We start from the raw sequence: 25,748 nt of genomic DNA, 5'->3' as shown, positions 1-25,748 counted from the left end.
GCGAGCGAGTTGGAGAGTTAGCGTGTTAGCAAAGCGAATTGGCGAGTTAGCGAATTAGCGAGTAGGTAAGGAGAGCGTATGTTTGATATGGGTTTTGGTGCGGGCGCTGGTTTTTCAGATGCGGCTGGTGACGGCTTGGAAAACATGTATCAAGAAGTGATTTTGGATGCTGCTAGAAATCCGCATGGCAAAACTCATTTTGAAAGCACGGATGCGCTCGCAAAAGCGGAATTGCAGGAAGAATCTCAAGAATCTGCTGAATCTGCCGAATCTGCAGAAAATACAGAATCTTCCGAAAATAAAGAATCTGCTGAAAATACAAAATCTGCCGAAATCACCCTAAATAATACTCACGAAAGTTGCGCTGTTACATCTGACGAAAACTCTGCTTTAGGTCAATCGCACCAATTCAATCCAACTTGCGGCGACGAAGTTACCATGCGCGTGGAGCTTTCGCGCAGCGCAAATAATGACGAAACACCAATAGTATCAAGTATTAAGTGGGACGGTCACGGCTGCTCAATTTCGCAAGCAAGCCTTTCAATGATGGTTGATCTAGTCGAAGGAAAATCAGTTGACGAAGCCTTACAATTAGACGCGCTTTTCCACAAACTTATGGAATCTCGCGGAGAAGGTTTGCAAAGCGAAGAGGACGAAGATGTGCTGGAAGATGCAATGGTTTTGCAAGGCGTATCGCGCTACCCAATGCGAATTAAGTGCGCGCTTTTGGCGTGGGAAGGCTTAAAAGACAGCATTGCAAAGGCTATGAAAGAACTATAAAATCTTTATGTAACGTAAAAGCAAGGAATATTATGGCAGAAAATCAATCGGCATCTGAGGTGATGTATGAAACGCATCCTGCGAATTTAAGCGCGAATGACATTGGCCGAGTTACAGAAGATGATATTTTAGACGCTTTACACGATGTTGTGGATCCTGAGCTTGGCATTGACGTGGTTGATTTAGGCTTGGTTTATGGTATTGAAATTGATGAGCTTGGGCGCGCAATTATTACTATGACGCTTACCACGCCTGCATGTCCGTTAACTGAATTGATTGAGGATGAGTGTGCGAATGCGCTCGCAGGCTTGGTGGAAGAGTTTCGTATTGATTGGACGTGGAAGCCGCGTTGGAGCGTTGAAAACATTAATGAGGACGGTCGCGCGCAGCTTGAGGCGCTTGGCTACAATCTCAACAGTTTGCAAGCGAATTTTGCTGCAGGAATGTACGGTTCTGGCGTAGTTGGCGATGCGTCGATGAGTGCTGGTATTCCGCCAACTGTGTGAGTATTTGGTTTGCGTGCTGTTTTGTTTTGAGAGCAACGTATTGCACAAGTGGGAATTATGGGCGCTGAAATAAAGGCAGTTAGTGCAAGCGGTATCTGTGATATTCGCGAAATAAGTGATGTGCGCAATGATGTGCGCAATGATGTGCACGAAAATAGTGATGTGCGCGAAAATAGTATTCGCAAGTATGCTTTGCGCAAAATAACTGACGTTGTTTTCGACTTGCAATTGCTGGTGGATTGGGATGCGCGCCGCACTCTGGCTGCAGATTATCCTGATTTTATTGGGGAAGTGCTTTTTAGTTTCGAGCCTGAGTGGGGATTTGAGTTTCACGAGTCATTGCGCGAGGCTGGGTGGAGTTGCAAGCAAGCGCTGGATTCGTTTGATGAGCATCACGGGCCGGCAGTTACATGGCTATATCGCTTGTATTTTGAGCGTTTCGAGCGCGGTTTTGCAGGCGAGCTTGCGGATGCTTCGGCTGTGGTGCGTGAGTTGATTGCGAGCGGCGTGCGCGTGTGGGCGCTTGGTAACGCTTCTTGCGATTGGGTAAACTGCGCGCGCAAAACTTGCCCAATACTCGGCGAGCTTAACGGCGTTTGTGCATCTTACGAATCGCATTTGCGCAAACCCGACGTAATGCTTTACCGCACGTTTTTGCAACAAACCGGTCTTTCCGCTGCTTCCGCGCTTTTTCTCGAAAGTGACTCTCGCGCAGCTTCTGCAGCGTCGCTGCTTTATTCTTAAGCTGCATTTCTAATCTGCGCGCGCTCGGCCGCTTCGAGCGAATCGTAGCCATACATGTGCACGGTATTCGCGATTATCATTTGCGTAAGATTTAGGTTTTCCGCGCGCAAGTTATGTACAAAACGCTGGTATTTAGCGAAAGTTGCGTCAGAATACGTGCTTAATTCGCCTCGCAAATACGTTTCAAAAGACGTATTCTCTGCCGTATCCTCGCTAGTTTTAAGCACGCGCATCGCAAAACCCAAATTTGGGTAGCGATTGCGAAAACCCACAGCCCACTCAACTTGAGTTAAAATAATCTGCTCCTGCGCGCTTTTTCTAGGCTCCAAAATCGGCTTAATATAAGGCTTAATCGTGCGCTCAAAAATTTCCGGCGCAGTCGACTCCATCATTCGCGCATACTTTTCCGTAATCAAATTGCCGCCGTTGCTGTTTGCGCGCTCAAGATCCTGCTTATAAGACTCCTGCAAATCCAGCGGCCACGCCAAAAACTGACTCATGCGCATAATGCGAAAAGTTGGCCAGTTTCCTTGGCAATTCGCGCGTCCGCCTTCGTTTTCTGTAAGCTGAAACTGATCCCACTCGAGTTTAGTGATTTCTTCCGCAAGATTTTCTGCTTTCGCAAGCTTTTGCGCTTTCGTATTTACTGATGAATCGCACATCATAAGCTCCTTAAGCACGCAGCGCGCGAATTAATATGCGCTTCAACGTACGGCCGCTGCCATTCCAAAAAAGTTTCGTCGCAATCGCTTAAGCCTTGATATTGCAATTCTCGCACAATATCTTCGCAAATGCTGTCAATTATTTGCGTAACTTGCTTTTGCGCAATTCCCGCTCCTTTGCCGCCTTCGCCAAAACCGTCGCCGCCGGAACCGTCGCCGCCAAAACAAGCAGCGGAAGAAAGTCGCATTACCGACTCAAGTTTTCCGCACACTTCCGGAAGCCTAGAAGCCATGCGATTGCTGAGCTTGCGCAATGCCGCAAACTGCCACTTGTAGTAAGGCAAGTAGCCTGCGGTTACAGGATTGTTGAGCAGAAAAACGAGGGAAGCAGTTGCGCGCACGAATTCGTTGATAGAAAGCCATGCTGCGGATGCGTCTTTGCGCGCGATCATGCGTGGGAAATTGTACTGGCCAGCTTGCGAAATCATGCCAAGTCTGCGCGAGATTAGTGAGATTCGCACATCGTCCGGCATGAGCTTGAAGCTTTGGCGCGCCTTTGAGAACTTTCCAAGAGGATCCGCGAAAATTTTGCCATTCGTTGCTACTGCAAGCGTTGGCTCGTTTAATGAGAGCCATAAGTGTGGCTCGTTTTGGCTTGGAGCAGTGGGGAAGCCGGTTATATTTTCAAAAAATTCGCTTATGCGAAATACTCCGACGCGCTTGCTGCTTTCGCATGATTTTGCGCGCGGCGTTTCGTTGCGAGAGTCAAAACCGGCGTATTTTCGCGGAAGTGCGTCGTAAGCAGCCTGCAAATCCGCGCCGATTTCCGCGTAATCTTCGTCGGTAAGCCACAAGCAGAAGCCTGGTCCAAAATCGTGATCGCGCGAAATCTCGTCGTCAAAACCGTAACATTCCGATCCGTGACCAACTAATCCTGCTGCAATGCGATTTTTGTACCTCGCGAATTTTGGCTGATCAAGTAACGGCTTTCCGTAAGTTTGCCAGTATGATTGCGATAATTGCATGCCGGTTTTTATGTTATTGTTTGCTGCGTGTTGGCTTTCTGTTTGTTGGCTTGATGATTCTTGAATTTTTGTAGATAATTTTGCAGATACTTTTTCGGATATTTTCGTAACTTTTTCTGCCAACTTGCGCGTCTGTCGCAAATTTTCTGCCGTAATCGCGTAAGATTCGCTATCTTTTCCGTAGCATCTCGCAATCAAATCAAGTGCCTTACTGTAACTTTCCTCAGCCTGAGCGTACTCTCCGCGCGCGCACTGTACTTGCGCAAAGCCTGCCAATGCAGAAGCGTAGTGCGGCTGATTTTCGTTATTCCCCGCAATATACATGCGAACGCTGGTCGAAGCGTGTTCAAAAGCGGATTCAAGAGTTGCGGATTTGCTGTTTGTGCTGGTGTTGGGATGCGAGCACTCCTTCGTATGCTCCTTCGTACACTCCTGCAGCATCGAAAGCGCAAGATTCGTGTGCGTGGCGGCAATATCGATGTCGCACTCAGGATCCGTGCTCGTATTTTGCAAAATTTCAAGCGCCTGATTAAGCTCCTCAATTGCATCATGCGTGCGACCGGTTTCGCTGTAAAGCATCGAAAGATTGTTGTGAAGCGCGGCAAGCTTGCGGTTTTTAGTGCCGAGCGTTTCGGTGGATTCGTTAAGAGCTTGAGTGTAAATTTTTTCGGCGCGATCGTAGCTGCCTGCCGCGCGAAGGCTTGTGGCGGCGTTAATTAGCGTAGTTGTGCCAGCTTCCGTGCCAGCTAGCTGCATTTTGTTTGCAAGATTTAGAGCGCGATTGATGATTGGCTGATTTTTTGTGTGCTCTCCGCGCGAACGGTAAAAGCCCATGAGTTCGTTGAGAATAGACAGTTGCAGGGGATTGGCTTCGGTAAGTTTTCGCAAAAGATACGTTTCAATCGCGTCTGCGCTCGCGTGATTCGCGAACATTTCGTCAAGCTCGTTATAAAATTGCGCAGCGTCCTCCATCAAAGCCCCCTTGCTATTGCGCTTGTTCACAATCAATCGACTTCAATTTTACAGCCATGTAAAGAAACTGCCGCTTTCACGCCAAATTGCGGCAGAAACTTTACGCACGTGTAAAGGAAATATCGCCTACGCGCCTTAATTCGGCAGAAATTTTACAGCCGCGTATAGGAAATGTCGGAATTGCGTGTGCGTGGGTGGAGGGTGATTCTAGAAATCAAAAGTCGGGCTGGCGGGATTTGAACCCGCGGCCTCTTCGTCCCGAACGAAGCGCGCTACCAAACTGCGCTACAGCCCGATGCTGAAACTAGCGAAAGCATATGCGCATAAAAGTTCCAACAACGTCCGTAATGTTACAGGTTGGCTAATACAAATTATTGTAAAGCGTGTGCAAGTCGCGCAAAGCAAGTCACGCAAAGTAAGTCCCGCGTAAGCATATTGCTACAGGCTGCGGAATTTCTTTGTAAACATATCGCAAATTATCACTGCAAGTCGCGTATAAAACCTGTATTACCTACTGGCTACAATTAGCGTTTATGACTGACACCAATACTGCAATGTCTGCCGCGCAAAGTGCCGCAGAATCTGCCGCTAAAAATGCAGCAGAAAACGAAGCAACAGATACCGTCAATGAAATTGACACTGTTGAACATGCCGAAATGTTACTCGCTCAAGACGAGGCAATCGCCAAGCGCGTAAACGAAGGCGCAACCTTGGATGAAGCAATCGACCCAAGCAATAAAGAATTTGGGCCACAAGCTCATCCTGAGCAGGTACAGATGCGCGTTGCTAAGCGCGCAATGATGCTTAAGGAGGGTGTGCAGCCTTATCCTGTGCATCTTAACGTTACTGACACAATCGAAAAGGTGCGTGCTGATTTCGATGGCAAGCTTGAAGCTGGCGAAGAAACCGATACCGAGGTTGGTATTGCAGGTCGCGTGCTTTTCTTGCGTAACGCTGGCGGCTTGTGCTTTGTTAAGCTTTCTGCCGGTGACGGTACTACGATTCAGGCGATGGTTTCCAAGAAGGAAATTGGTGAGGAGTCCATTAAAAGTTTTAAGCAGATGGTGGATTTGGGTGACCACTTGTACGTTCGTGGTCGCGTGATTTCTTCTAAGACTGGCGAGCTTTCTGTATTTGCAACCGAGTGGGCGATTGCGGCTAAGGCTTTGCAGCCGCTTCCGGCTTTGCATAAGGAATTAAGCGACGACACTCGTACGCGCAAGCCTTATATTGGCATGATTGCGGACGAGAAGATTCGCGATATGGTTCGCAGGCGTTCGCGCGCTGTGGCTTCTCTTCGCCGTACTTTCGACAGTCATGACTTCTTGGAAGTCGAAACTCCAATGTTGCAAACGGTTCACGGCGGTGCTGCTGCTCGTCCATTTACAACTCACATGAACGCTTTCGACATTGATCTTTATTTGCGCATTGCGCCTGAGCTTTTCTTGAAGCGTTGCTTGGTTGGTGGCATTGAGCGCGTGTTCGAAATCAACCGCGATTTCCGCAACGAAGGCGTGGATGCAACTCACGCTCCAGAGTTTACAATGCTTGAGGCTTACCAAGCTTACGGCACCTACGATACGATTGCTGCTCTTACCAAGGAGTTGATTCAGAAGGCTGCTGTCGATGCTTTCGGTTCCACTAAGGTGACTTTGCTTAATGGCGAAGAGTACGATTTTGGCGGCGAGTGGAAGCAGATTACCATGTACGGCTCGCTTTCCGAGGCTTTGGGCGAGGAGATTACGCCGGAAACTTCCGTTGAGCATTTGGGTGCGATTGCAGACAAGCTTGGTGTTGAGCGCGACGAAGTGGAGAATCACGGCAAATTGGTTGAGCACTTGTGGGAGCACTTCTACGAGGATAAGCTTTACGCGCCAACGTTTGTGCGCGACTTCCCAGTTGAGACGAGCCCGCTTGTTAAAGGTCATCGTACGAAGTCTGGAATGGTCGAAAAGTGGGATTTGTACGTGCGTGGCTTTGAGCTTGCAACCGGCTACTCCGAGCTTAACGATCCTGTTGTGCAGCGCGAGCGCTTTGTTGCTCAAGCTAAGGATGCTTTGGCTGGCGATGTTGAGGCAATGGATATTGACGAGGACTTCATTGAGGCTCTCGGCGTCGGTATGCCTCCTGCTGGCGGCATGGGAATGGGTATTGATCGCTTGCTGATCGCTCTTACTGGCGCAACTATTCGCGAGACAATTACGTTCCCACTCGTGAAGCCTCTTCGCTAGTTGTGATTATCGCTAGTTGTATTAGTTATAATCAGTTGAATTAATCTTAAAAGTCGTTGAATGCTATTTTAGTGTTCGGCGACTTTTTTGATTAAATTTTTCGTGTTTGTTTACTTTTTGTAAGTAGTCGTACGAAACGAATAGACTAGGTAACTATGACATACAAATTAGTATTGCTCCGACATGGTCAGAGCGCATGGAATAAGACCAATCAGTTCACTGGTTGGGTTGATGTACCGCTGACTGAGCAGGGTGTTGAGGAAGCTAAGCATGGTGGCGAGCTTCTTAAAGAGAAGAACGTTCTTCCAGACATCGTGTTCACTTCTTTGCTTCGCCGCGCTATCAATACCGCGAATTACGCGCTTGATGCAGCCGACCGCTTGTGGATTCCAGTTCGTCGCAGCTGGCGTTTGAACGAGCGTCATTATGGTGCTTTGCAAGGTAAGAATAAGTCTGAGATTCGTCAGGAATATGGCGATGAGAAGTTCATGATTTGGCGTCGTTCTTACGCAACTCCACCTCCTGAGATTGATCCAAACGATGAGTATTCTCAGACGAATGATCCTCGTTACGCAGGCGATCCAGTTCCAGAAACTGAAGCTTTGGCAAACGTTGTGACTCGCGTAACTCCTTACTGGGAGTCGGATATTATTCCAGAGCTTAAGTCCGGCAAGACTGTAATGATTGCTGCTCATGGCAACAGCTTGCGCGCAATCGTTAAGATGCTCGATAACTTGAGCGAGGAAGAGATTTCCAAGGTGAACATTCCAACCGCTATTCCTCTGCTTTACGAGTTGGATGAGAACTTCAAGCCAATCAAGCCTCGCGGTGAGTATTTGGATCCAGAAGCTGCTGCTGCCGGCGCTGCTGCCGTGGCTGCTCAAGGTCAGAAGTGAGACTCTGATTAAGTTAGCTTTGAACTGCTTAAGTTAGCTTTTACAATAAAAGTAGGTTTGCAATTAATTTGCAGACCTACTTTTTTATTCACGTTTTATTTTCGTGCGCACTTTTGAGTAACTTGAAATTGCGTAGCGCGTTTCGCTGTAACCGCTTTACGCTACAACCGTGTCTTTATCTGGCTCCGGCTTCTTGGACGGATCGAATCCGGAAACAATAAACACAATTTGCCTTGCGACGGCAACGCAATGGTCTCCAATTCGCTCAATAAAGCGGCTAAGCAGAACGACATCAATTAACTGCCTGCGTGTACCCTTCCAATTTTCGCCTTCTACCAGCTCAAAAATCTTCTCGTGCAATTTGTCGAGCGCATCGTCGCCAGCAATAATAGTTTCCGCCATTTGCACATCGCGATTTGCAACCATGGTCGTTAAGCGGCCTGACAGTTCGTGCAAGAAATCAACCATTGCAACAATAGTTTCGCGTCCTTCTTGCGCAATAGCAGATTCAGGCCAGGTTCGTCTAGTAATTTGAGCGATATGACTTGTTAAATCTCCCATGCGTTCAAACGTTGCAGCTAATCGCATTGTAGCTACAACTTCACGCAAGTCTGTTGCCACAGGGTTTTGGCGAGCAAGCAAAGTCAAGCATTGGTCAATAGTGCTTGCTTCTAAAGCGTCTAAGTCTGCGTCTTTATCGATAACAGTTTGAGCAGCTTCCAAATCCGCGTTTAAAAGCGCGCTTCCAGCATCGTTCATAGCTTTTGCTACAAGTTCTGCCATGCGCTCGATGTTTGAAGCAATCGCCTTCATTTCTTCGTTGAAAATTACTCGCATGGTGCGTCCTTTCTCAGTGCTGTGAGTTTATTTGAACGCCTAGTTTGCACGTCGCTATAAGTCAGGCATCCTATGTAATTATAGACGACGCTGGTAACGAAGCGACCGAAACTTTACAGCCGTGTAAAGTTTCTGCCGCTTTTTAGTTGCATAGTTACAAAAGCGCGCAAAATATGAGATTATAGGAGTATGCCTCAAGGTTCTTCTGCGGTTGTGATCGTTGTATTTGTTGCTTTCGGCGTGCTTGCGTTGTGCGTTGTGCTTTCGTTGTGTGTGTTGATGTCGGATTGGTTTTCTACAGTTTTGCGTCTTTTTAAGCGAGCGTTTAATTATATTCGTGGCGCAAGGTATGGCACAAAGTATGACGAAAGCGACGACATAAGCGACGACATCAGCGACAACGCAAGCGACGACATCAGCGACGACGCGTCCCAAGTTTTGGCAATGCTCGACATGCCAACTGTTGTAATTGATGCCAACAATGACGTAATTCGCGCAAGTTCTGAAGCTTATTTGCTAGGTGTTGTTAGCGATGATTCGCTATGTCAGCCTCGCGTTCTTCAAGCTGCTAATTCCGTACGCGCTTCTGGTGGATTCGAGCGCTTCTCTTTGGTCACTTCGACCCCTGAGCGTTATGTGTCAATAACTGCAAATCCTCAAGAGTCAACCACTGTTTCGCGCCCTAATTGGCTTACTGTTACGGCTGGAAGCATTGGAGGCGGTATTGTAGTTGTAATTATTGAGGATACGAGTGCAGCTCACCGTTTTGCGCAAACTCGCGACGACTTTATTTCCAACGTTTCTGAGCAGTTAATGCGATCTACTCGCAACTTAACTCAGCTTACGAAAGTTTTGCAAAACGAACAGGTATCTGCGCAAAAAATTAAAGATATTGCGCAAATTGCCGGTAAATCTTCCAAGAAACTTGAGCACATGCTTGAAGATTTGTTATGGCTGGTTCGCGCTCAAAATCCTATTGATTTAGATTCTGCGCAAGTATTTTCTTTGAATGATGTTTTGTCGTATGTGCAAAATCAAGTTGCTGCGTTTGCTAAGGATTGTTGCGTACGCGTCGTGTCAAAAGTCGATTCGCACTTATGCGTGCGCGGTGAAATTTCGCAAATTCAAGCTGCAGTGCGGAAATTAGTTGAGAATGCAATTACGTATTCTCCAAAAAATTCTACAGTTTCGCTATCTGCGTCACTTTCAACAGATGGTCAATACGCTGTGATTCGTGTTGTAGATCGCGGAGTTGGCATTGATTTGCAAGATCAGTCGCGAATTTTTGAACGATTCTATCGTGCGAATAATCAAAATAGTCAAAGCCAGGATGGTGTAGGTTTAGGGCTTGCAATTGCTAAGCATGTGGCACTTACGCACCACGGAAATATTACGCTTTGGAGTATGCCGGGGCAGGGTACTACCGTAAGTTTTGCGCTACCAATTGCAAATAAATAAGCAGCAAGTTAGCAAGTTAGCAAATCAGCAATAAACTATTTTCCTAAGCGCCTGTAGTCCCAACGGTCAAAATGTTCCCAGATTAATAGCAGAACGCCAATAATTGTTCCCGATACGCAAAACAGCACAGGAAACCAAGTTGTAATATGCAATAACGCAACGATAAGCGCAATCATTGTTGCGACTAGCCACGCGATCGTTCCTATAGCAAAAACCTTTCGCAAATCAACGCGCAGCGGTTTTGGTGCTGCTTTTCGTGCATCAGGATTAACTATAGGTGCAAATTTCATACTTCCAACCATACAACTTACCGAAGTCTAAGTGTGACAAGTGCAGCTTAAGCGCGAAAATTGGCGGATTTAGGTTGTGTGCGTTTCTTACATCCTAACCACGTTGTAACCTTTCACATAGAAGATTGGAAGAAAATCAGTTGGGGGTGTAGCGTTTGTGCGCTGCGTTCCACGTTTAACATAAGAAAGTGATTAGTATGAGACATGCTGCACATGGTGCCACAAAAGCAAAGAGGCGTGGTGATTCGCCGCTTTCGCTGTTTGTAGCTCAGCATGGCGCGCATGGTGCGCATAGTGTGCGCGGTATGCGTTCTGTTCAGGCTAATCGTGTTAGTGAGCGTTTGGCTGCGGTTGCTACTAGCAATGGTGCTGTTGTAGAGCTTCCAGAAGCTGTTTCTGAGCGTTTGCAGGAGCTTGTTCCTCAAAGCAGGCGCGCGCTTAGGTTGTCTAAGCTTGCTAATGAGCGTCGTCACAATGTAATACTTTCGGCTTCTCTTGTTGCAATGGTTGGTACTGTTGCAGCTACTATGGCTTTAACTAAGGTTAATAGTTTTGATGCTCGCGCTTCCGAATTTGAGCCGTCTATGACTGCAGTTGGCGACGCATCTTCAACAGTTTCGCGTTCTAGCCAGCGCGAGTCTCTTGATCCTATGGCGACTATTAATAATGCTGTTGACTCTATTGAGAATGCTGCTAAAAAATCGCATAATGCGGGCTCTGCTGATGCTGCAAATAGCGCGAATGAAGATAGTTCTGCTCGCTCGGATTCGAAGCATGGAAACTTAGCCAATAAGGTTGCTAATTCAGTACAACCTGGCACTTTTTCTACTATATCTTCGAAGTCTGATTCGTGGAATTTAGGTTCTGATTCAGGCTTTAATATTGCGGAAATGTCGCGTTCTGCTGCGAATAATCCTAAGGTTGCTTTGTTGATAGATAAAGACTTTGACGTTTTGCCGAAGGGCTTTAACCCAAATCACGCAACTGGGGATACCGGTAACGCGTATGAGTTCAGCCAGTGCACGTGGTGGGTGTATATTCGCCGCCATCAGTTAGGTTTGCCTGTTGGCTCGCATTTTGGCAACGGAAATATGTGGGCTGATTCTGCGCGCAGTCTTGGCTATTGGGTAGATAATTCCGCTCGTCATGTTGGCGATATCATGGTGTTCCGCTCGGGTCAGGCTGGTTCTGATCCATTCTATGGGCACGTTGCAGTTGTTGAAAAAATTAATTCAGACGGTTCTATTGAAACTTCTGAATGTGGCGCTTCTTACCAAGGACGAACTTTCTCGCGCAAGTTTGACGCTAAGGAAGTTTCTCAATATCAGTTTATTCATTACTAAAGCTGCATTACTGAAGTTTCGTTACTAGAGCTGGTTTGCTAAAATTAGTTTGCTTATTACTGGCGTTGCTATTTTTCTCGTATGTAATACCCAGATGATACACTACGGAAAGTATGCTAAAACAAAGTAGAATTTTCTCAGTTTTTGTATCAACTGCCGCTGCAGCTTCAATGCTTACTGTTATGGCGCCATTCGCCATGGCAGAGTCTTCGCATGAGCTTTCCGAGTCAGCTGTCACTTCTACGCGCGCATTTCCAAAGGTGACGAATGTGCGTCGCGATATTTTAACTGAATCTACTTCTACTGATGTCGACGCAGATTCTCATTGGGGTGGCATAGAAAGCTTGAATGTACCTCAAACTAAGACTCCTAGCGAACAAGCTGCTGAAGTGGCACACCGTGCTTTTGCTGGAAATGTTGCTGCAAGCCGTTCTGGTTTCCGCAGTGGTGTTGAGCAGGTTCCTCTTGCTTCTGTAGTTCCTCCTGACGGTAAGTCTGTTGCTTCTCTTTTGAATTTTGCTACTCAATTCTTAGGCAAAGTTCCGTATCGTAGTGGTGGCAATACTCCTGCTGGATGGGATTGCTCCGGTTTTGTGCAGTATGTTTTTGCTAGTGTTGGTGTTTCTTTGCCTCGTACTTCTGGAGCGCAGGCAACTGTTGGAACCCCAATCCCAAGTTTGGCTCAAGCGCAGCCTGGAGATATTATCGCGAATGCGCAGCATGCTTCTATTTATGTTGGTAACGGCATGGTAATTAATTCGCAGCTTGCTGGCACTAAGTACGATCCTATCCGCTGCGTGTTCCCAGGCGGATACTCTATTCGTCGCGTTCTGTAGTTTCTATAGCTTCTGTAGAGTTTCTGTAGTCATATATCGCAAAACTGGCCAACACTCAATCTAAAATTACGCTACAATAGTATTTACAAGTTGTGCGCGAGTGACGCTGCTGTCGCAAGTGCAAGTATGAGGAGGTTGGCAATGATCCCAGAAAAAGCTGTATTGGTTGGAGTTGACGGCTCGCACGCGAGCTATAAAGCGGTTTGGTGGGCTGCAAATTACGCAAAGCATGCTGGGTTGCAATTGCAAATTGTTTGCGCTTATTCGTTGCCGAGTTATGCTGCTGTTTCTTTTGATGCCACTTACACTGCGATTGGTGACGATAATGCAGCTCATCACGATGCACAAGAAATTCTATCTAAAGCAAAAGCTGTTGCTCTTGAGCAGGGTGTTGACGCGACTACGCTAATTGTTACGGGCGATCCTTCTTCGGTTTTCGTGGAGCTTTCTCGTAACTATCAGCTTATTGTGATTGGCAATCGCGGCAAAGGTGGCTTGGCAGAGCGTTTGCTCGGCACAACTAGTTCTTCGCTTCCAGCTTATGCGTATTGCCCAATTGTGGTTGTGCCTTACACTGACGATGACGGTCAGCGTATTCATTTGAATAATACGATTACGCGTGTGGCTGTTGGCTCTGACGAGTCGAAGTGGGGGCTTAAAGCTCTTGAAATTGCGGCTGATTTGGCGGATAGCTGGCATGCTGAGCTTGATGTTATTTCTGCAGTGCCAAGAGTGCAAGGTGCTGAGGGCGATACCGCTGTTATGGGCTCGTACATGGAGGATCTTGAGGAGCGCGTGAAGCCAATTTTGCAGCGTTTGCCGGATTTGCAAATTCATCGAACTGTTGTGCCTGGTTCTGCTGTTGAAGCTTTGACTCAAGCTAGTTTGAATCATGATCTTGTGGTTGTTGGTTCTCGCGGTCGCGGTGGCTTTACCGGTTTGCTGCTTGGCTCGATTAGCCAGGGATTGTTGCAGCATTCTTCGAGGCCTGTGTACGTTGTGCCGCGCAAGTATGTGGAATTTAGTGCAGCTCAGGTTGCGGCAGCGCAAAAGCAGCATTCTGAAGCGTCTATTGACGATATTTCCGGAGTGCATGAGGTTGATGTGCCGAAGGCTGGTAAAGAAGCTGCTAAGGAGATTGAACAAACAATCGATCCGCTGCGATAATGCAACGACTGCTTGGGATAACGCTCGCGTTGCTGCGACGACCTGCTTGAGCGCAGCACAGCGCGCGCGAAAGCAACTCGGAGCGCCGAGCTTGCTTAGGGTTGAAAGCACGGTGTGCTTTCAACGCAAGCGAGGTCTGCCTTCGTCTCGATTGACGAAGGCAGGACAGATTTGTGTGGTTATGCTTTAGAAACTAGGTTGTGTTTTGTGTGCGCTGACGACCTGCTTGAGCATTGAATTACTAGCGTTGACTTGCTTTCTGCGCGCGTGTCTCATTTTGCCCATTTTGAGACACTGGTGCAGATGAGTTACTGCGTTATTGTCTCTGTTTGGTTGTTTTCGGACATTAGTGCAGATTGCGTACTGCATTAGGGTCTCATTTTGCTTGTTTTGAGACATTCGTGCAGATTGCGCTCGCGCTGATTACGCTCGCGCGCGAAACTCGCGTTGGAAGTCCACTGGACTTCCAACTTAAGCGAGTTTCCGCTCCAAATTGCCTTCGCGCGCTAAAATCGCAGCGCGAAAGCAGGTCGTCGCGCTGCGCGCGTGTCTGAAGACCGGCGTAGTGAAACATTTGCCGGAGTTTTTACTGGCGTTTGTTGTTGGTTTTGCCGAAGCTGACCACATTTGCCGGGGATTTTATCCCACATTTGGAGCGCGCAGGTCATCTAGTCTTGCGGCTTTTGCGGCTCTTGCGACTCCGCTTCAGTATTCTCGCGCTTTTTCAGCATAAAACGCGCGCGCCTGGCATCTCGCTTAGCTTTCTTTTCAGCGAGCTTTTCTTTATTCATCTCGATTGCGCGCTTGTAAATCTTAAGCAGCTCACGCGCTTGGCTCTTAAAATCGTTATTTTTCGAATACTCGAGCACGTTCGCCTTAAGCTGAGCCTGCTCAGCCTCGCTCATATTCAAAACTTTACTAAAAACAGTTTTAAAATCTTCCTTAGTATCCCACTGATACCCGTTTTGACCGCTGATAATCTGCTTCTCATTCGGTACATCATGCTTTACAAGCGCAAACAGACCGGAAGCCATTGCTTCTAACATCGAAAGTGAGTGCATTTCGGAAAGTGATGCGGTTGTGTAGTAGTCCATTGCGTGCAAATACTTTGGAATTTCCGTGTGAGCAATAGGCCCAAGCAAGCAAATTCTGTCGTCAAAACCATTATCTGCCACGCGCTTGCGCAACGATTCCAAATCAGGACCGCCGCCAATAACAAATAAGCGCGCTTTTTCGCGAGGAAAATCGCAATACATAAAGTTGTCAATTAATTCTGAAATATTTTTTTCAGCGCCGATTCTACCAACGAAAACAAACAGCTTAGTAGAGTCAGAAACGCCATATTTTTCGCGGAAAGCTTTGCGGAATGCAAGTCGCTCAGGCGTTGGTAGGAACTTTTTATATTCCACAGCATTATTCAGCACAATTACTTTTTTATCAACCTTCTGACGGTCAATATATGCCTGTGCTTTAGGAGACATGCTCGTAATAATTGTGGCATTTTTCGAGAATCGCATAAAATATTTCGCCGAAATATTGCGAGAGAACTCAGTAAAATGCTTTAAGCCAATGTAAAACAGGAATTTATCGTATTCTGTATGAAGCGTGTAAATAACGGGAATATGCTCTTTTTTTGCTACTTCCAAGCCGATTTCGCCAATGCCAAATTCGTTTTGAATATGAATGACATCCGGCTTAAATTTAAGAGGAAGTTGCTTTCGCATGTGACCAATCGGAAGCGCAACGCGGTATTTGTAAAGCTTTTTAAGCAATATGCCCGGAACGTAAACAACCCCATCTTCAAGCTTGGTTTTGCGCTGTTTTTTGGAGCCGACCGTGACTACTAGCACTTCATGCCCAAGCTCTTCATACATCTTTTTGAGCATATAAGACTGTGTTGCGACGCCATTTATGTACGGTGGATACGTTTCGGTAAAAATAGCGATTTTCAAAGTTTCCTCCGGTTGCATACATGCATGCGTAGCGTCATTATTGCGCAAATATCTTGTGTACTCAATTGTGCCACACGTGGTGAATTTTAGTGTGATTTTTCGCGACTTTTGGTGCGACTTTTGGCTTATTCTAGCTGCGAACCGTAACGTTTACGCTAACTTGCGCGCCTTTTTCGAGCGTATGTTTAACAGTACAACCCCTGGAAATGTGGCGTTCCATGCGCTCTTTTAGTGCGGACGCATCTTCCTGGCTGAGTGCAGGTTTTGCGCAAGTTGCGTCAAGAGTGACGTCTTCTTGAAAACGCAAGTATGTGCCTTCTTCCGCGTCGTACGTGCCGTTTACTACAACTCGCGCTCCAGCACCCTCTCCAATAGCGTGTTCTGCAGCGTACTGGCTGCTAAGAGCTGTGCAACCAGCTAAAGCGATTTGCATTAATTCAACCGGGTTGAACATGCCTTCGCCGTGACCAAACTTCAAGCTCACACCGTCGTCGCTGTGTGCTTCCCAAGTGCCGTCTTCGTTGCGCTCTACCCATAATCTTCTAGACATTTTTGCTCCTTTGCTGTAGTCGTATTTGTTCATGTTATCGTAAGGATTGTAACTTTGCGTTCAATTGCAGAAGTTAGCGTTTTGCGCGGTAGGCATATGGTTTTACGAGCGCGATTCTTTAAATTTATTAGCACTTTGTTAACATGGCAGCATGGCTTTAACAGAAGAAGAACTTGCCGCAATTCGCGCGCGCGTACCACAAAAACCGCTTTCCAGCATCCCAACTCCTTACGAGGATTTAGTGCGAAAAATCCTTACGGAAGGCACTTTAAAATCAGATCGCACCGGCACTGGCACAATCTCACTTTTTGGCCAGCAAATTCGTTTCGATATTAGCAAATACTTCCCGCTTATCACCACGAAAACCGTGTTTTTCAAAGGACTTGCGTACGAGCTGCTTTGGTTCCTTAAAGGCTCGAGTAATGTGCGTTGGTTGCAAGAAAACGGCGTTCATATTTGGGACGAGTGGGCGGACGAAAACGGCGATTTGGGCCCTGTTTACGGCGTGCAGTGGAGGAGTTGGCCGGCTTCGACAGCGGAAAATCCAAACCGCACAATCGACCAAATCGCAAACGTTCTGGATCTTATGAAGAATCACCCAGATTCTCGCCGCATGATTGTTAGCGCTTGGAATCCTGCGGAAGTTGAGCATATGGCGTTGCCGCCATGCCACTCGCTTTTCCAGTTCTACGTTGCCGACGGCAAGCTTTCGTGCCAGCTTTACCAGCGTTCTTGCGATATGTTCCTCGGCGTGCCGTTTAACATTGCGTCCTACTCGCTTTTGACGATGATGATGGCTCAGCAGGCAGGTTTGGAGCCGGGTGAGTTCGTGTGGACGGGCGGCGACTGCCATATTTACGACAATCACGTTGAGCAGGTGCTTGAGCAGCTTTCGCGCGAGCCATACCCGTATCCGCAGCTTGAAATTCGTAAGGCGGATTCGATTTTTGACTACGATTACAGCGATTTTAAGGTGGTTGAGTACAAGCATCATCCGACGATTAAAGCGCCGGTTGCGGTGTGATTGATTGCGGTTTGATTGGTTGCGAATTATTTTGCTTGATTTAGTTTAATTTTTAGCTTGATTTAGCGTGTGAGGTGCGTATATGGCAAACAGCGTGTCGCATAATTTCCCTGTGCGACTGATTTGGGGCGAGGCTTTTGGTTTGGACGGCAAGCCAGGCGCGATGGGTGTAAACGGAGGTATGCCGTGGCGACTTTCGCCGGATTTGCGCTATTTTAAGGCGATGACTATCGGTTGCCCTGTGATTATGGGTCGTGGCACGTGGGATGCGATGCCGCCGAAATTCCGTCCGTTGCCTGGGCGTGAAAATATTGTTGTTACGCATAATTCGGATTTTGTGGCGGATGGAGCGCGTAGTTTTACTAGTATTGACGCGGCTTTGGATTATGCGCGCGAATGGCTGGAAAATAGGGAAGCGCTGGAAAATCAGGAAAGCGCATCTCAAGACTTGCCGCAAGACTTGCCGCAAGACGGCTCCGCAATCTGGGTTATTGGCGGTGCTGCGATTTTGCGCGAGATGCTCGCGAATTATCACGCGGACGCAGCTTACGTAACGCAAATCGATGCGAAAGTTGCAGCGGACACGTTTGCTCCGAACATTCATGCATTAGTTGATGCAGGAAAATGGCATGTTGCGCGCGAAGGTGAGTTTGAGGAAGCGCTGCTTAAGGTTGGTAGCGAAAGCAATCCTGCACGATACCGGTCTATGGTATATGAGCCTGCGCGGTAAACGAGAATCGCAAAGTAAACGAGACAGCAAAATAAACGAGGAAGCATGACTGAAGAATCAAGCAAAATCAAGGTAGACGCGCGTCACCCATATACCGTCATGACGGTTTGCACAGGCAATATTTGTCGCTCGCCAATGGCGGAAATCGTGTTGCGCAACGAGTTTCAATTGAGGGGATTGGGCGACGTCGTTGCTGTGCGTTCCAGTGGTGTAAGCGACGAAGAGTATGGCAATCCGATTGATCGCCGCGCGCAAAGGGAATTAACTAAGCGCGGATACAGGCTTCCTGCTTCGCATTTTGCGCATCGAATTGAAGCGGATGAGATTGCGGAAACGAACCTGTTTTTGCCTATGACGGCTTCGCATATGCGCTCGCTTTTGCGTTTGTTGCCTGTGCAAAAGCGCGAACTTGTGCATATGTATCGCGCGTTTGATCCGTCGCTTCCTAAGCCGCAGCCTGGTCGCGAGATGTTGCTCGACTTGGCTGATCCGTGGTACGGAGGTCCTCGCGAATTTGAGGTTGCGATGGATCAGGTTGAGCAGTGCGCGCCTTATATCGTCGATTGGGTTGCCGCGCGCATTGAGAGGGCTGACTAAACTAAACGCTCCAAATGTGAGGTAACGCTCGCGCTATAAGCGAGCACTTATAGTGCGAGCGTTTTCTCACGTTTGCGAATATAGTTTAAATTTGTAGGTATAGTTTTACAGGCATCAATTACCGCTCTGTTGCTTTTAGTTGGGAGGATTTATGGCAGATTTGGCTGTCGAAGACGTGCGCGCTCGCGTGCAAAACGCCTGGAATGATGTAGTTTCCGTGTTGAATAAGAAGATTTCGCTGGCTGCGGTTTCTGCTAAGGGTATTGCCGGCGAGCATATGCAAAAGTCCGCGCAATACGTGGCTGGGGTATTGCGTGAGGTTGGTATTGACGCGCGCGTTGAGCAGTCCACGAATCCGGACGGCACTCCGGGGGCTTTTGAAGTGGTCGGCTCTCGTATCGTAAACCCAAGTGCGCCAACGGTTTTGCTGTACGCGCATCACGATGTGCAGCCTGTTCCGGACCCATCCGAGTGGAACACAAACCCATTTGAAGGCACAGAGCGCGACGGTCGCCTCTACGGACGCGGCTCAGCTGACGACGGCGGCGGAATCGCAATTCACTACGGAGCTTTGCGCGCACTAAGCGACGATTTGCGCGTAAATATTAAGGTTTTCATCGAAGGCGAAGAAGAAATGGGCTCGCCAAGCTTCATCCCGTTCATTGAATCGCATAAAGACGAGTTCGAATCCGACGTAATTATCGTTGCCGACTCCGGCAATTGGTCCGCCGAAATCCCAAGTCTTACAACGAGTTTGCGTGGAAATACCGACGTGGATGTAAGGGTTAAAGTACTTGGTCATCAAGTGCATTCTGGACAGTTTGGCGGTCCGATTTTGGACGCTTACACGCTCGCTTCCATGCTTATTGCCTCGCTTTACAACGAAGCTGGCGACTTGGCAGTTCCTGGAATTGAAGCACAGGAACCGGTTGGCGGTTTGCAGCGCGATTTGGACGAAGCACAAGTGCGCGCCGACGCTTCCGTGGTCGATTCTTATAAGCTTGCAGGCACCGGTTCTCTCGCCGCGCGCATGTGGACTAAGCCAAGCCTGACGGTAATCGGCATGGACGCACATCCTGTTGAGGGCAGTTTTAATGTGATTGCGCACGAAACTAAGTTGCGTCTTTCGCTTCGTACCGCGCCTTCGCAGCGTCCGGAAGAAGCGCAAAAAGCGTTGTGTGACTTCTTGGTATCTCACGCGCCTTTTGGTGCGGAAGTTACTGCAGAGCCGATTGATAACGGCATGGGTTGGGCAATGGATCCGGATGCTGTTGCAACGAAGGATGCGCTCGCTTCTATGCGCGATGCTTTCGGCGTGGAGCCGGTAAACAAGGGCGAGGGCGGCTCGATTCCGTTTATTCCTGAGCTTCAGCGCATCTTCCCGAAGGCGCAGGTGCTGGTGACGGGTCCGGAAGACCCTAAGTCTAATGCACACAGCCCGAACGAGTCGATTTCGCTTTCTGGTTTGCGCGGAAATATTGTGACGGAAGCGCTGCTTTTGGATCGATTGGGCGAGTAATTCTGGCTAATTTTGCGCGAAGGCGGCATAAACTTTGCAACGCTGTAAAGTTTCTGCCGTTTTTTGATATGTACCCCTTTTTCTTTACATGCGCGTAAAGTTTCTGCCGTTTTTGTGGCGATTCTCGACCGAAATTTTACGTTACTGTAAATTTTCTGCCGTTTCCGCCGCGTCTGCATGCGTCTAGTCTGTTGAGTAATCTGCAAACATGACATGGAATCCATTTGCAAAGAAAACTGCCAATAATGAGGGCGCGTCTACTCCTTCGTTGCAAAAGAAAGTAGCGGATGCAGAATCGTCCGTAGCGACGAAATCTCGCGAAAAAAACGCGCCAACTCCTAAGCGCAACGCTGCTCAGGCGCAAAAGCTTCGTCCACTAGTGCCGGCAGATCGCAAGGAAAGTGCAAAACGCGCGCGCGCTCGTCTTCGCGAATCTGAGAATTTGCAATACAACGCAATGCGCACTGGCGATTTGGCGCATATGCCAAAAATTGAGCAGCTTCCGTGGCGTGTGTATATTCGCGATTACGTGGATGCTCGAATTAATATTGGCGAGTTTTTCATACCAGTTGCAGTGTTGATTATGATTTGCTTGTTTGCGCTATCTAAATTTGTGATTGTTTATTTTGTTTTTGCAGTGTTCTTGTACGCGTATTTGTTTGCATCTGTAATTGACATGTTTGTTATGTGGCGTAAGTTGCGTAAGGAGCTGATTCGTCGTTTTGGTGATGTGGCTGTGTCGCGCAAATCGCGTTCCGGCATGTACGCATTCAGCCGCGCTATGCAGCTTCGTCGCTGGCGTTTGCCTAAGCCGAGTAGCGCAAAGCGTGGTAACTGGCCGAAGTAAGTGTAAAAGTAAGTGTAAAAGTAAGTGTAAAAGTAAGTGCACAAGTAAGTGCAAATTTATTAATATTTGCACAAGCTACTATTATTATTTGAGATACTCAAAATAACGCGAATATCATGGGGTAAACGCATGGCACAAGATAAAGCACAAAGCAAATCGCAAGGCGCGTCTCAGGGCGCGACGCAAGGTATGAAGAAGCCTAAGAAAAAGCAGGGCATGTTCTCGCAGGTTATACGTATTTATAAGTACACGCATTCTGACGATAAGCAGCTGCCTTTGTGGTTGTCTTGCGCGTTTGCTGCACCGATTTTGGTTGCTGTAATTCTTGGAATTGTATCTCGTTGGTCCATTTTGATGTGGATTATGATGCTTATTACAGCGGCGATGCTTGGTTTGCTGCTGTTTACTGTTGTACTTACGAAGCGCGCAGATAAAGTTGGTTACGCAAAGTTGGAAGGTCGCCCGGGTGCGGCTGCTGGCATTATTTCTGCGATTAATAAGGGCGGTTTTACTTTTCCGCAGCAGCCTGTGTGGGTGGACGCGCGCACGAAGGATGCGCTTTGGCGAGGCACTGGTTTTAACGGAATTTTCCTCGTTGGTGAGGGTAATTACGAGCGTTTAATGCATGCTATGGATCGACAGGAGCACGCTATTAAAAGCGTTACTGCCGGATCTAATATACCTGTATACCGTATTGCTGTTGGTAATGGCGAAAATCAGGTGAAGCTTAAAGAATTGCGCGGAAAGGTGTTGCGCTCGAAGACGCTACAGCCTGTGAAGCACAAGTTTGCGTTGTTCGATAAAATTCATCCGAACCGCCGATTCTTCCTTACTAAGACAGAGCTTGCGATTTTGAATGAGCGTTTGCGCACGTTGCAAAGCAAGAGTGGATTTGGCATTCCGAAGGGCATCGATCCAACGCGTCCTCAGCGCATCAGCCGTCGTGCAATGCGCGGTAAGTAAATTAAGTAAATTTTAGTGTTTTAGCCTTATTGTTGCGTGCGTAAGTGGCGTTTGTTCGTCGCTTGCGCACATTTTTATTGATGCGACGACCTGCTTGAGCGCAGCACAGCGCGCGCGTTTGGAGGGTTGGCGTCGACGCAGTGCCGTACAATCGTCAATCGACACGGGTGCTCTGTGTTATCTCGCTTATGCAAGCGTGAACATTCAGAGCTGAGAGAAAACCGCTTGAACGTGAATCCGGGTAATACCGGCGCACGGAGGTCTGTTTTTCCCGTGCCTGGAGAGGTGTTGCAAGGTTTCTTTGTAACGCAAAGTATTGCATGTAACGCATCACGATGTAACGCGTTTGACGCACAACATCGTAATGTACACATGTAACGCAAAATATTGCATTGCGCACAATGTAACGCATTGCAACACGTAACAAGAAAGGCACATTTTTATGTCAGAAGAAAATTATCAGTCCAACATGCAGTGGCGTGTTGCAGACATCGCAGTTGCTTCCGTAATTGGCGTTGTTTCTGCTTTTATTTATTGGGTTGTTGCCATTTTTAGTGAGGTTCCATGGACTGCGCTAAACAGCATTCTTCCAGGTTTTGCAGGTCTTATTAACGGTCTTTGGCTCTTCGCTGCTCCTTTGGCCGCAGTAATCGTGCGTAAGCCGGGTGCTGCTATTTACGCTGAAGTCGTAGCTGGCGTGCTCGAAGCTTTGATGGGCAATCAGTGGGGTGGTGCTGAAACCTTCGCTATTGCAGTGGTTCAGGGTCTGTTTGCTGAAATTGCGTTCATTATTTTCGCTTACAAGAAGTGGAATTTGAACACAATGATTCTTTCCGGCGCATTGACTGGCATTGGTTGCTGGGGTTACACCTTCCTCGGTAAGTTACAGGCTGTTAGCGTATTCGGCAAGTATGGTCTTCCATACTTCGCCAGCACAGTGGTTTCCGGAATTGTGTTTGCTGGTGTTTTAATGTGGTTCTTGTATGTGGGAATCGCTAAGACCGGCGCGTTGGATCAGTTTGCGTCCGGTCGCGAAATACGCGAAAAATAGCGAATAACGTATTAAGAAATAACTAAAATCTATCATTGCCATAAAGGATTTACTATGCCTGATGCTACTCAATCGCAAGAATCTGAAACTTTCCTTCCAACAGATTTAAGTGATCGCAAGAGTATCAGCAACGCTAGTGACGCAAGTAGAGCTAGTGATAACGCTTCTAACGCAAGTAACGCTGAACTTCGTTTTGAGAATTGGGGTTATCGTCATGCTTCCCGTCGCGCTTTTGCTGTGCGCGGGTTGGACCTCACGATTAAGGCGGGGCAGCGCGTGTTGCTGCTTGGTGCATCAGGCATCGGTAAATCCACGATTTTAAGCGGCGCGGCAGGTCTTATTGGCAATGATTTTGTGGCGAAAAATAGCGCAAAATCCCAGCAAACCACTCTCGTCGAAGATGCCGATGGTGGTGTGAGCGAGGGTTGTGTTTTGGTTGACGGCGTGCCGGTTCGACGTGCGCGCGGTCGCGTTGGTTTGGTTTTGCAAGATCCGGATGCACAGGCGATTTTCCAGCGTTTGGGGGATAACGTTGCGTTTGGTCCGGAAAATATGAACGTTCCGCGCAACGAAATTTGGGATCGCGTGCGCAAAAGTCTTAAAGAAGTTGGGTTGGATGGCTTGCAATTGCATCGCTCAACTTCGCATTTAAGCGGCGGTCAGATGCAGCGTTTGGCGCTTGCTGGCGCGCTCGCTATGCAGCCGAGTGTGCTGCTTTTGGACGAGCCGACTGCGAATTTGGATCCGGATGGCACGCAGCAGATTGTTGGTGCTGTGCGCGCGGTTTTGGATTTGACGCACGCCACGATGGTGCTTGTGGAGCATCACGCGGAGCCGTGGATTGACATGATTGACCGCGTGGTTGTGCTTGGGCTTGAGAATGATGAAGCTGCGAACGGAAAAGCTGCGAACAACGAAACCGTTCACGATGACGATATTGCGCGCGTGGCTTCTTCGCGCACAGTGATTGTGGCGGACGGCACGCCAGACGAGGTGTTTAATCGCACCGATTTGGACTTTGAGGATCTGGGTATTTGGCTTCCGGAACGCTACAAGAAAAACGTAAAATCTTCTGCAAATGAATCTTCCGTAAGTAATTCTTCCGCAAATGCAGAATCTTCTGAAAAATATTACGAAAACTGCGATCCAGCAGAAGGCTACGGAGAAGTGCTACTTTTCACGAAGGACCTCGCAATCAGCCATAATAGCGAGCCGATTGCGCGTCACATCAATCTTGAGTTTAAAGCCGGACAGATTACGGCTTTGGTCGGCGCGAACGGTGCTGGAAAATCAACGCTTTCGCTCACTTTGGCTGGTCTTTTGCCGGCAGTAAGCGGCGAGGTTGTGGCGAGTGATGCTCTTGCTCAAGGCGCGAATGGTACGGATCCAATGAAGTGGAAGTCGCCTGATTTGGCGAAGCGCATTTCGTACGTTTTTCAGAATCCGGAGCATCAGTTTGCGTGTGGTTCGGTGTTGGATGAGGTTATGTTGGGGCCGCTTCGCACGGGTGTTTCGGCGGATGAGGCGCGCGCGAAGGCTCAGGAGTTGCTGAAGCGATTCCGTCTGGCTCGTTACGCGAAGGCGAATCCGTACACGCTTTCGGGAGGTGAAAAGCGTCGTCTGACTGTGGCGGCGTCGCTTGCTGCGGCTCCGCGTGTGCTGATTTTGGACGAGCCGACTTTTGGGCAGGATCGCAAAACTTGGTTGCAAATTATTCGCTTGATTGCAAGCCTTCGTAGCGAGGGTGTGAGCATTATTGTGGTGACGCACGACCGTGAGCTGGTTGAGGCGTTGGGTGCGCGCTTGGTTGAGCTTGTGCCGGATGCGAAAGCTGAAGCTGCTGAAATGAGTGCTGCTGAAGTGAGTGCTTCCGAAGTGAAATCTTCCGAAGCGCTTTCCGCAACTACCGGCGCAACAGACATTTCGCGTATCAAAGTGAGCGCTGTAAACAATCGCGACGAGGAAGCGAAACTTTCAAGCAAATCGCCGCTTCTCGCGTCAATTAATCCAGTATTTCGCATTTTTGGAGCGTTCGCGGCTTCGATTCCGCTATTTTTTACGCTTGATTGCGTTTCTGCTTCGGTCGCGTTGCTGTTGGAATTTGTGATTTTTGCGTGCATTAAGCTTCCGCCATGGCGTGTGATTCGCCTTTCGTGGCCTGTGTGGGTGGGTGCGCCGACTTCCGCGCTCACTGTGTTGCTATACGGCAAAAGTGGCGGAAATACTTGGTTCCAGTGGTGGCTGATGCATGCTACGGATCGTTCGGCTATGTTGGCTGTTGCAACTTCGCTTAGGATTTTGGCGATTGGCGTGCCGTCGATTGTGATGGTGATTGGGCTTGATGCTACGGATTTGGCTGATGCTTTCAGCCAGGTGCTGCATTTGCCGGATCGATTCGTGTACGGCGGTTTGGCTGGAATTAGGCTGTTTGGCGTGCTGCAGGATGATTGGGCGGCGCTGACTGCGTCGAGGCGTTCGCGCGGTTTGGGTGATGAGCATCGCGTGAGGGCGTTCTTCCCGCAGTCGTTTGCGCTGCTTGTGCTTTCGATTCGACGCTCGACGACGCTCGCCACGGCTATGGAAGCGCGCGGTTTTGGGGGAATTGGTGCGCGTTCGCACGCTCGCGTGAGTCGTGTGCGTGCGCGCGACTGGTGGATTTTTGCTGTGTGCGCGATTGTGCCGTCGGTTGCTGTTGTGGCTGCGCTTTACTTCGGCACCTTCGCCTTCCTTGGCGGCGCGTGAGTTTTTCTATGCGCGCGATGGCTGCT

At 48.4% G+C, this 25,748-nt stretch carries 23 protein-coding genes and 1 tRNA gene; 17 read left to right on the top strand and 7 right to left on the bottom strand.

Going from position 1 to position 25,748, the window contains the following annotated elements:
* The first annotated feature begins 78 nt into the window (after positions 1 to 78).
* The 3 genes from sufU to HXT32_RS05020 are packed head-to-tail and all read left to right on the top strand — an operon-like array spanning position 79 to position 2,030.
* Entirely contained in the window at positions 79 to 780 is a 702-nt protein-coding gene (gene sufU / locus HXT32_RS05030; protein WP_116431889.1) for a Fe-S cluster assembly sulfur transfer protein SufU, read from the top strand.
* Positions 781 to 812: 32 nt separating this feature from the next.
* Positions 813 to 1,286 carry a metal-sulfur cluster assembly factor gene (locus HXT32_RS05025; protein WP_004110664.1) on the top strand — a complete coding sequence of 158 codons (474 nt, stop codon included), beginning with the start codon at positions 813 to 815 and terminating at the stop codon, positions 1,284 to 1,286.
* A 57-nt stretch (positions 1,287 to 1,343) separates the two neighbouring features.
* Positions 1,344 to 2,030 carry an HAD family hydrolase gene (locus HXT32_RS05020; protein ID WP_422118932.1) on the top strand — a complete coding sequence of 229 codons (687 nt, stop codon included), beginning with the start codon at positions 1,344 to 1,346 and terminating at the stop codon, positions 2,028 to 2,030.
* Here HXT32_RS05020 and HXT32_RS05015 read toward each other — a convergent pair.
* The 3 genes from HXT32_RS05015 to HXT32_RS05005 all read right to left on the bottom strand — a co-directional run bounded on the left by HXT32_RS05015 (position 2,027) and on the right by HXT32_RS05005 (position 4,984).
* Positions 2,027 to 2,695, bottom strand: coding sequence for a DUF4125 family protein (locus tag HXT32_RS05015; protein WP_422118931.1), 669 nt, complete (start codon positions 2,693 to 2,695; stop codon positions 2,027 to 2,029). The genes HXT32_RS05020 and HXT32_RS05015 overlap by 4 nt on opposite strands.
* Positions 2,692 to 4,689: a DUF4037 domain-containing protein gene (locus HXT32_RS05010; protein WP_422118930.1), complete on the bottom strand. Its 1,998-nt coding sequence runs from the start codon at positions 4,687 to 4,689 to the stop codon at positions 2,692 to 2,694. Before HXT32_RS05010 ends, HXT32_RS05015 begins: the two co-directional genes overlap by 4 nt.
* 221 nt (positions 4,690 to 4,910) lie before the next feature.
* A tRNA-Pro gene (locus HXT32_RS05005) sits at positions 4,911 to 4,984 on the bottom strand.
* A 238-nt stretch (positions 4,985 to 5,222) separates the two neighbouring features.
* On the opposite strand from HXT32_RS05005, the gene lysS reads away from it, so the two are divergent.
* Complete coding sequence (gene lysS / locus HXT32_RS05000; RefSeq protein WP_116431886.1) at positions 5,223 to 6,920, top strand: lysine--tRNA ligase; 1,698 nt, start codon at positions 5,223 to 5,225, stop codon at positions 6,918 to 6,920.
* A 155-nt stretch (positions 6,921 to 7,075) separates the two neighbouring features.
* Positions 7,076 to 7,816 carry a phosphoglyceromutase gene (locus tag HXT32_RS04995; protein ID WP_004112459.1) on the top strand — a complete coding sequence of 247 codons (741 nt, stop codon included), beginning with the start codon at positions 7,076 to 7,078 and terminating at the stop codon, positions 7,814 to 7,816.
* Positions 7,817 to 7,972: 156 nt separating this feature from the next.
* Here HXT32_RS04995 and phoU read toward each other — a convergent pair whose 3' ends face one another.
* Positions 7,973 to 8,653, bottom strand: a complete 681-nt coding sequence (gene phoU, locus HXT32_RS04990) for a phosphate signaling complex protein PhoU (RefSeq protein ID WP_248893152.1) — start codon at positions 8,651 to 8,653, stop codon at positions 7,973 to 7,975.
* A 189-nt stretch (positions 8,654 to 8,842) separates the two neighbouring features.
* Here phoU and HXT32_RS04985 point away from each other — a divergent pair, with 189 nt between their 5' ends.
* On the top strand, positions 8,843 to 10,111 hold the full coding sequence (locus HXT32_RS04985) for a sensor histidine kinase (RefSeq protein WP_116431885.1): 1,269 nt from the start codon (positions 8,843 to 8,845) through the stop codon (positions 10,109 to 10,111).
* 35 nt (positions 10,112 to 10,146) lie between these two features.
* Here the strand turns inward: HXT32_RS04985 and HXT32_RS04980 are convergent, their stop codons facing one another.
* A complete protein-coding gene (locus HXT32_RS04980; RefSeq protein WP_004110629.1) occupies positions 10,147 to 10,413 on the bottom strand; it encodes a DUF2530 domain-containing protein in 267 nt (88 codons plus the stop codon).
* Positions 10,414 to 10,598: 185 nt separating this feature from the next.
* On the opposite strand from HXT32_RS04980, the gene HXT32_RS04975 reads away from it, so the two are divergent.
* The 3 genes from HXT32_RS04975 to HXT32_RS04965 all read left to right on the top strand — a co-directional run bounded on the left by HXT32_RS04975 (position 10,599) and on the right by HXT32_RS04965 (position 13,747).
* Entirely contained in the window at positions 10,599 to 11,744 is a 1,146-nt protein-coding gene (locus HXT32_RS04975) for a CHAP domain-containing protein (protein ID WP_116773805.1), read from the top strand.
* Positions 11,745 to 11,857: 113 nt separating this feature from the next.
* Complete coding sequence (locus HXT32_RS04970; RefSeq protein WP_004110623.1) at positions 11,858 to 12,580, top strand: C40 family peptidase; 723 nt, start codon at positions 11,858 to 11,860, stop codon at positions 12,578 to 12,580.
* Positions 12,581 to 12,721: 141 nt separating this feature from the next.
* Positions 12,722 to 13,747: a universal stress protein gene (locus HXT32_RS04965; RefSeq protein WP_004105206.1), complete on the top strand. Its 1,026-nt coding sequence runs from the start codon at positions 12,722 to 12,724 to the stop codon at positions 13,745 to 13,747.
* 668 nt (positions 13,748 to 14,415) lie between these two features.
* Here HXT32_RS04965 and HXT32_RS04960 read toward each other — a convergent pair.
* Positions 14,416 to 15,717, bottom strand: coding sequence for a glycosyltransferase (locus tag HXT32_RS04960; RefSeq protein ID WP_421783641.1), 1,302 nt, complete (start codon positions 15,715 to 15,717; stop codon positions 14,416 to 14,418).
* A gap of 112 nt (positions 15,718 to 15,829) precedes the next feature.
* Complete coding sequence (locus HXT32_RS04955) at positions 15,830 to 16,249, bottom strand: OsmC family protein (protein ID WP_004119211.1); 420 nt, start codon at positions 16,247 to 16,249, stop codon at positions 15,830 to 15,832.
* Between the two features lie 151 nt (positions 16,250 to 16,400).
* On the opposite strand from HXT32_RS04955, the gene HXT32_RS04950 reads away from it, so the two are divergent.
* The 8 genes from HXT32_RS04950 (at position 16,401) to HXT32_RS04915 (ending at position 25,722) form a co-directional block, all read left to right on the top strand.
* On the top strand, positions 16,401 to 17,273 hold the full coding sequence (locus HXT32_RS04950; protein WP_119504571.1) for a thymidylate synthase: 873 nt from the start codon (positions 16,401 to 16,403) through the stop codon (positions 17,271 to 17,273).
* Between the two features lie 82 nt (positions 17,274 to 17,355).
* Positions 17,356 to 18,003, top strand: a complete 648-nt coding sequence (locus HXT32_RS04945; RefSeq protein ID WP_119504570.1) for a dihydrofolate reductase — start codon at positions 17,356 to 17,358, stop codon at positions 18,001 to 18,003.
* A gap of 45 nt (positions 18,004 to 18,048) precedes the next feature.
* Entirely contained in the window at positions 18,049 to 18,600 is a 552-nt protein-coding gene (locus HXT32_RS04940; protein ID WP_050770725.1) for a low molecular weight protein-tyrosine-phosphatase, read from the top strand.
* 151 nt (positions 18,601 to 18,751) lie between these two features.
* Positions 18,752 to 20,119, top strand: coding sequence for a dipeptidase (locus HXT32_RS04935; protein ID WP_421783643.1), 1,368 nt, complete (start codon positions 18,752 to 18,754; stop codon positions 20,117 to 20,119).
* A 208-nt stretch (positions 20,120 to 20,327) separates the two neighbouring features.
* On the top strand, positions 20,328 to 20,966 hold the full coding sequence (locus HXT32_RS04930) for a DUF3043 domain-containing protein (RefSeq protein ID WP_004105197.1): 639 nt from the start codon (positions 20,328 to 20,330) through the stop codon (positions 20,964 to 20,966).
* A gap of 189 nt (positions 20,967 to 21,155) precedes the next feature.
* Positions 21,156 to 21,929, top strand: coding sequence for a DUF4191 domain-containing protein (locus tag HXT32_RS04925; RefSeq protein ID WP_422119868.1), 774 nt, complete (start codon positions 21,156 to 21,158; stop codon positions 21,927 to 21,929).
* A 442-nt stretch (positions 21,930 to 22,371) separates the two neighbouring features.
* Positions 22,372 to 22,980 (top strand): ECF transporter S component, encoded by a 609-nt coding sequence (locus HXT32_RS04920; protein WP_004105192.1) that lies wholly within the window; start codon positions 22,372 to 22,374, stop codon positions 22,978 to 22,980.
* A 54-nt stretch (positions 22,981 to 23,034) separates the two neighbouring features.
* Positions 23,035 to 25,722 (top strand): ATP-binding cassette domain-containing protein, encoded by a 2,688-nt coding sequence (locus tag HXT32_RS04915; protein WP_102703394.1) that lies wholly within the window; start codon positions 23,035 to 23,037, stop codon positions 25,720 to 25,722.
* Positions 25,723 to 25,748: the final 26 nt, after the last annotated feature.

It is taken from the genome of Gardnerella sp. DNF00747 (assembly GCF_049262675.1).
Classification (GTDB): Bacteria; Actinomycetota; Actinomycetes; order Actinomycetales; family Bifidobacteriaceae; genus Bifidobacterium; species Bifidobacterium swidsinskii.
This window is presented reverse-complemented; position numbering and strand designations above follow the sequence as displayed.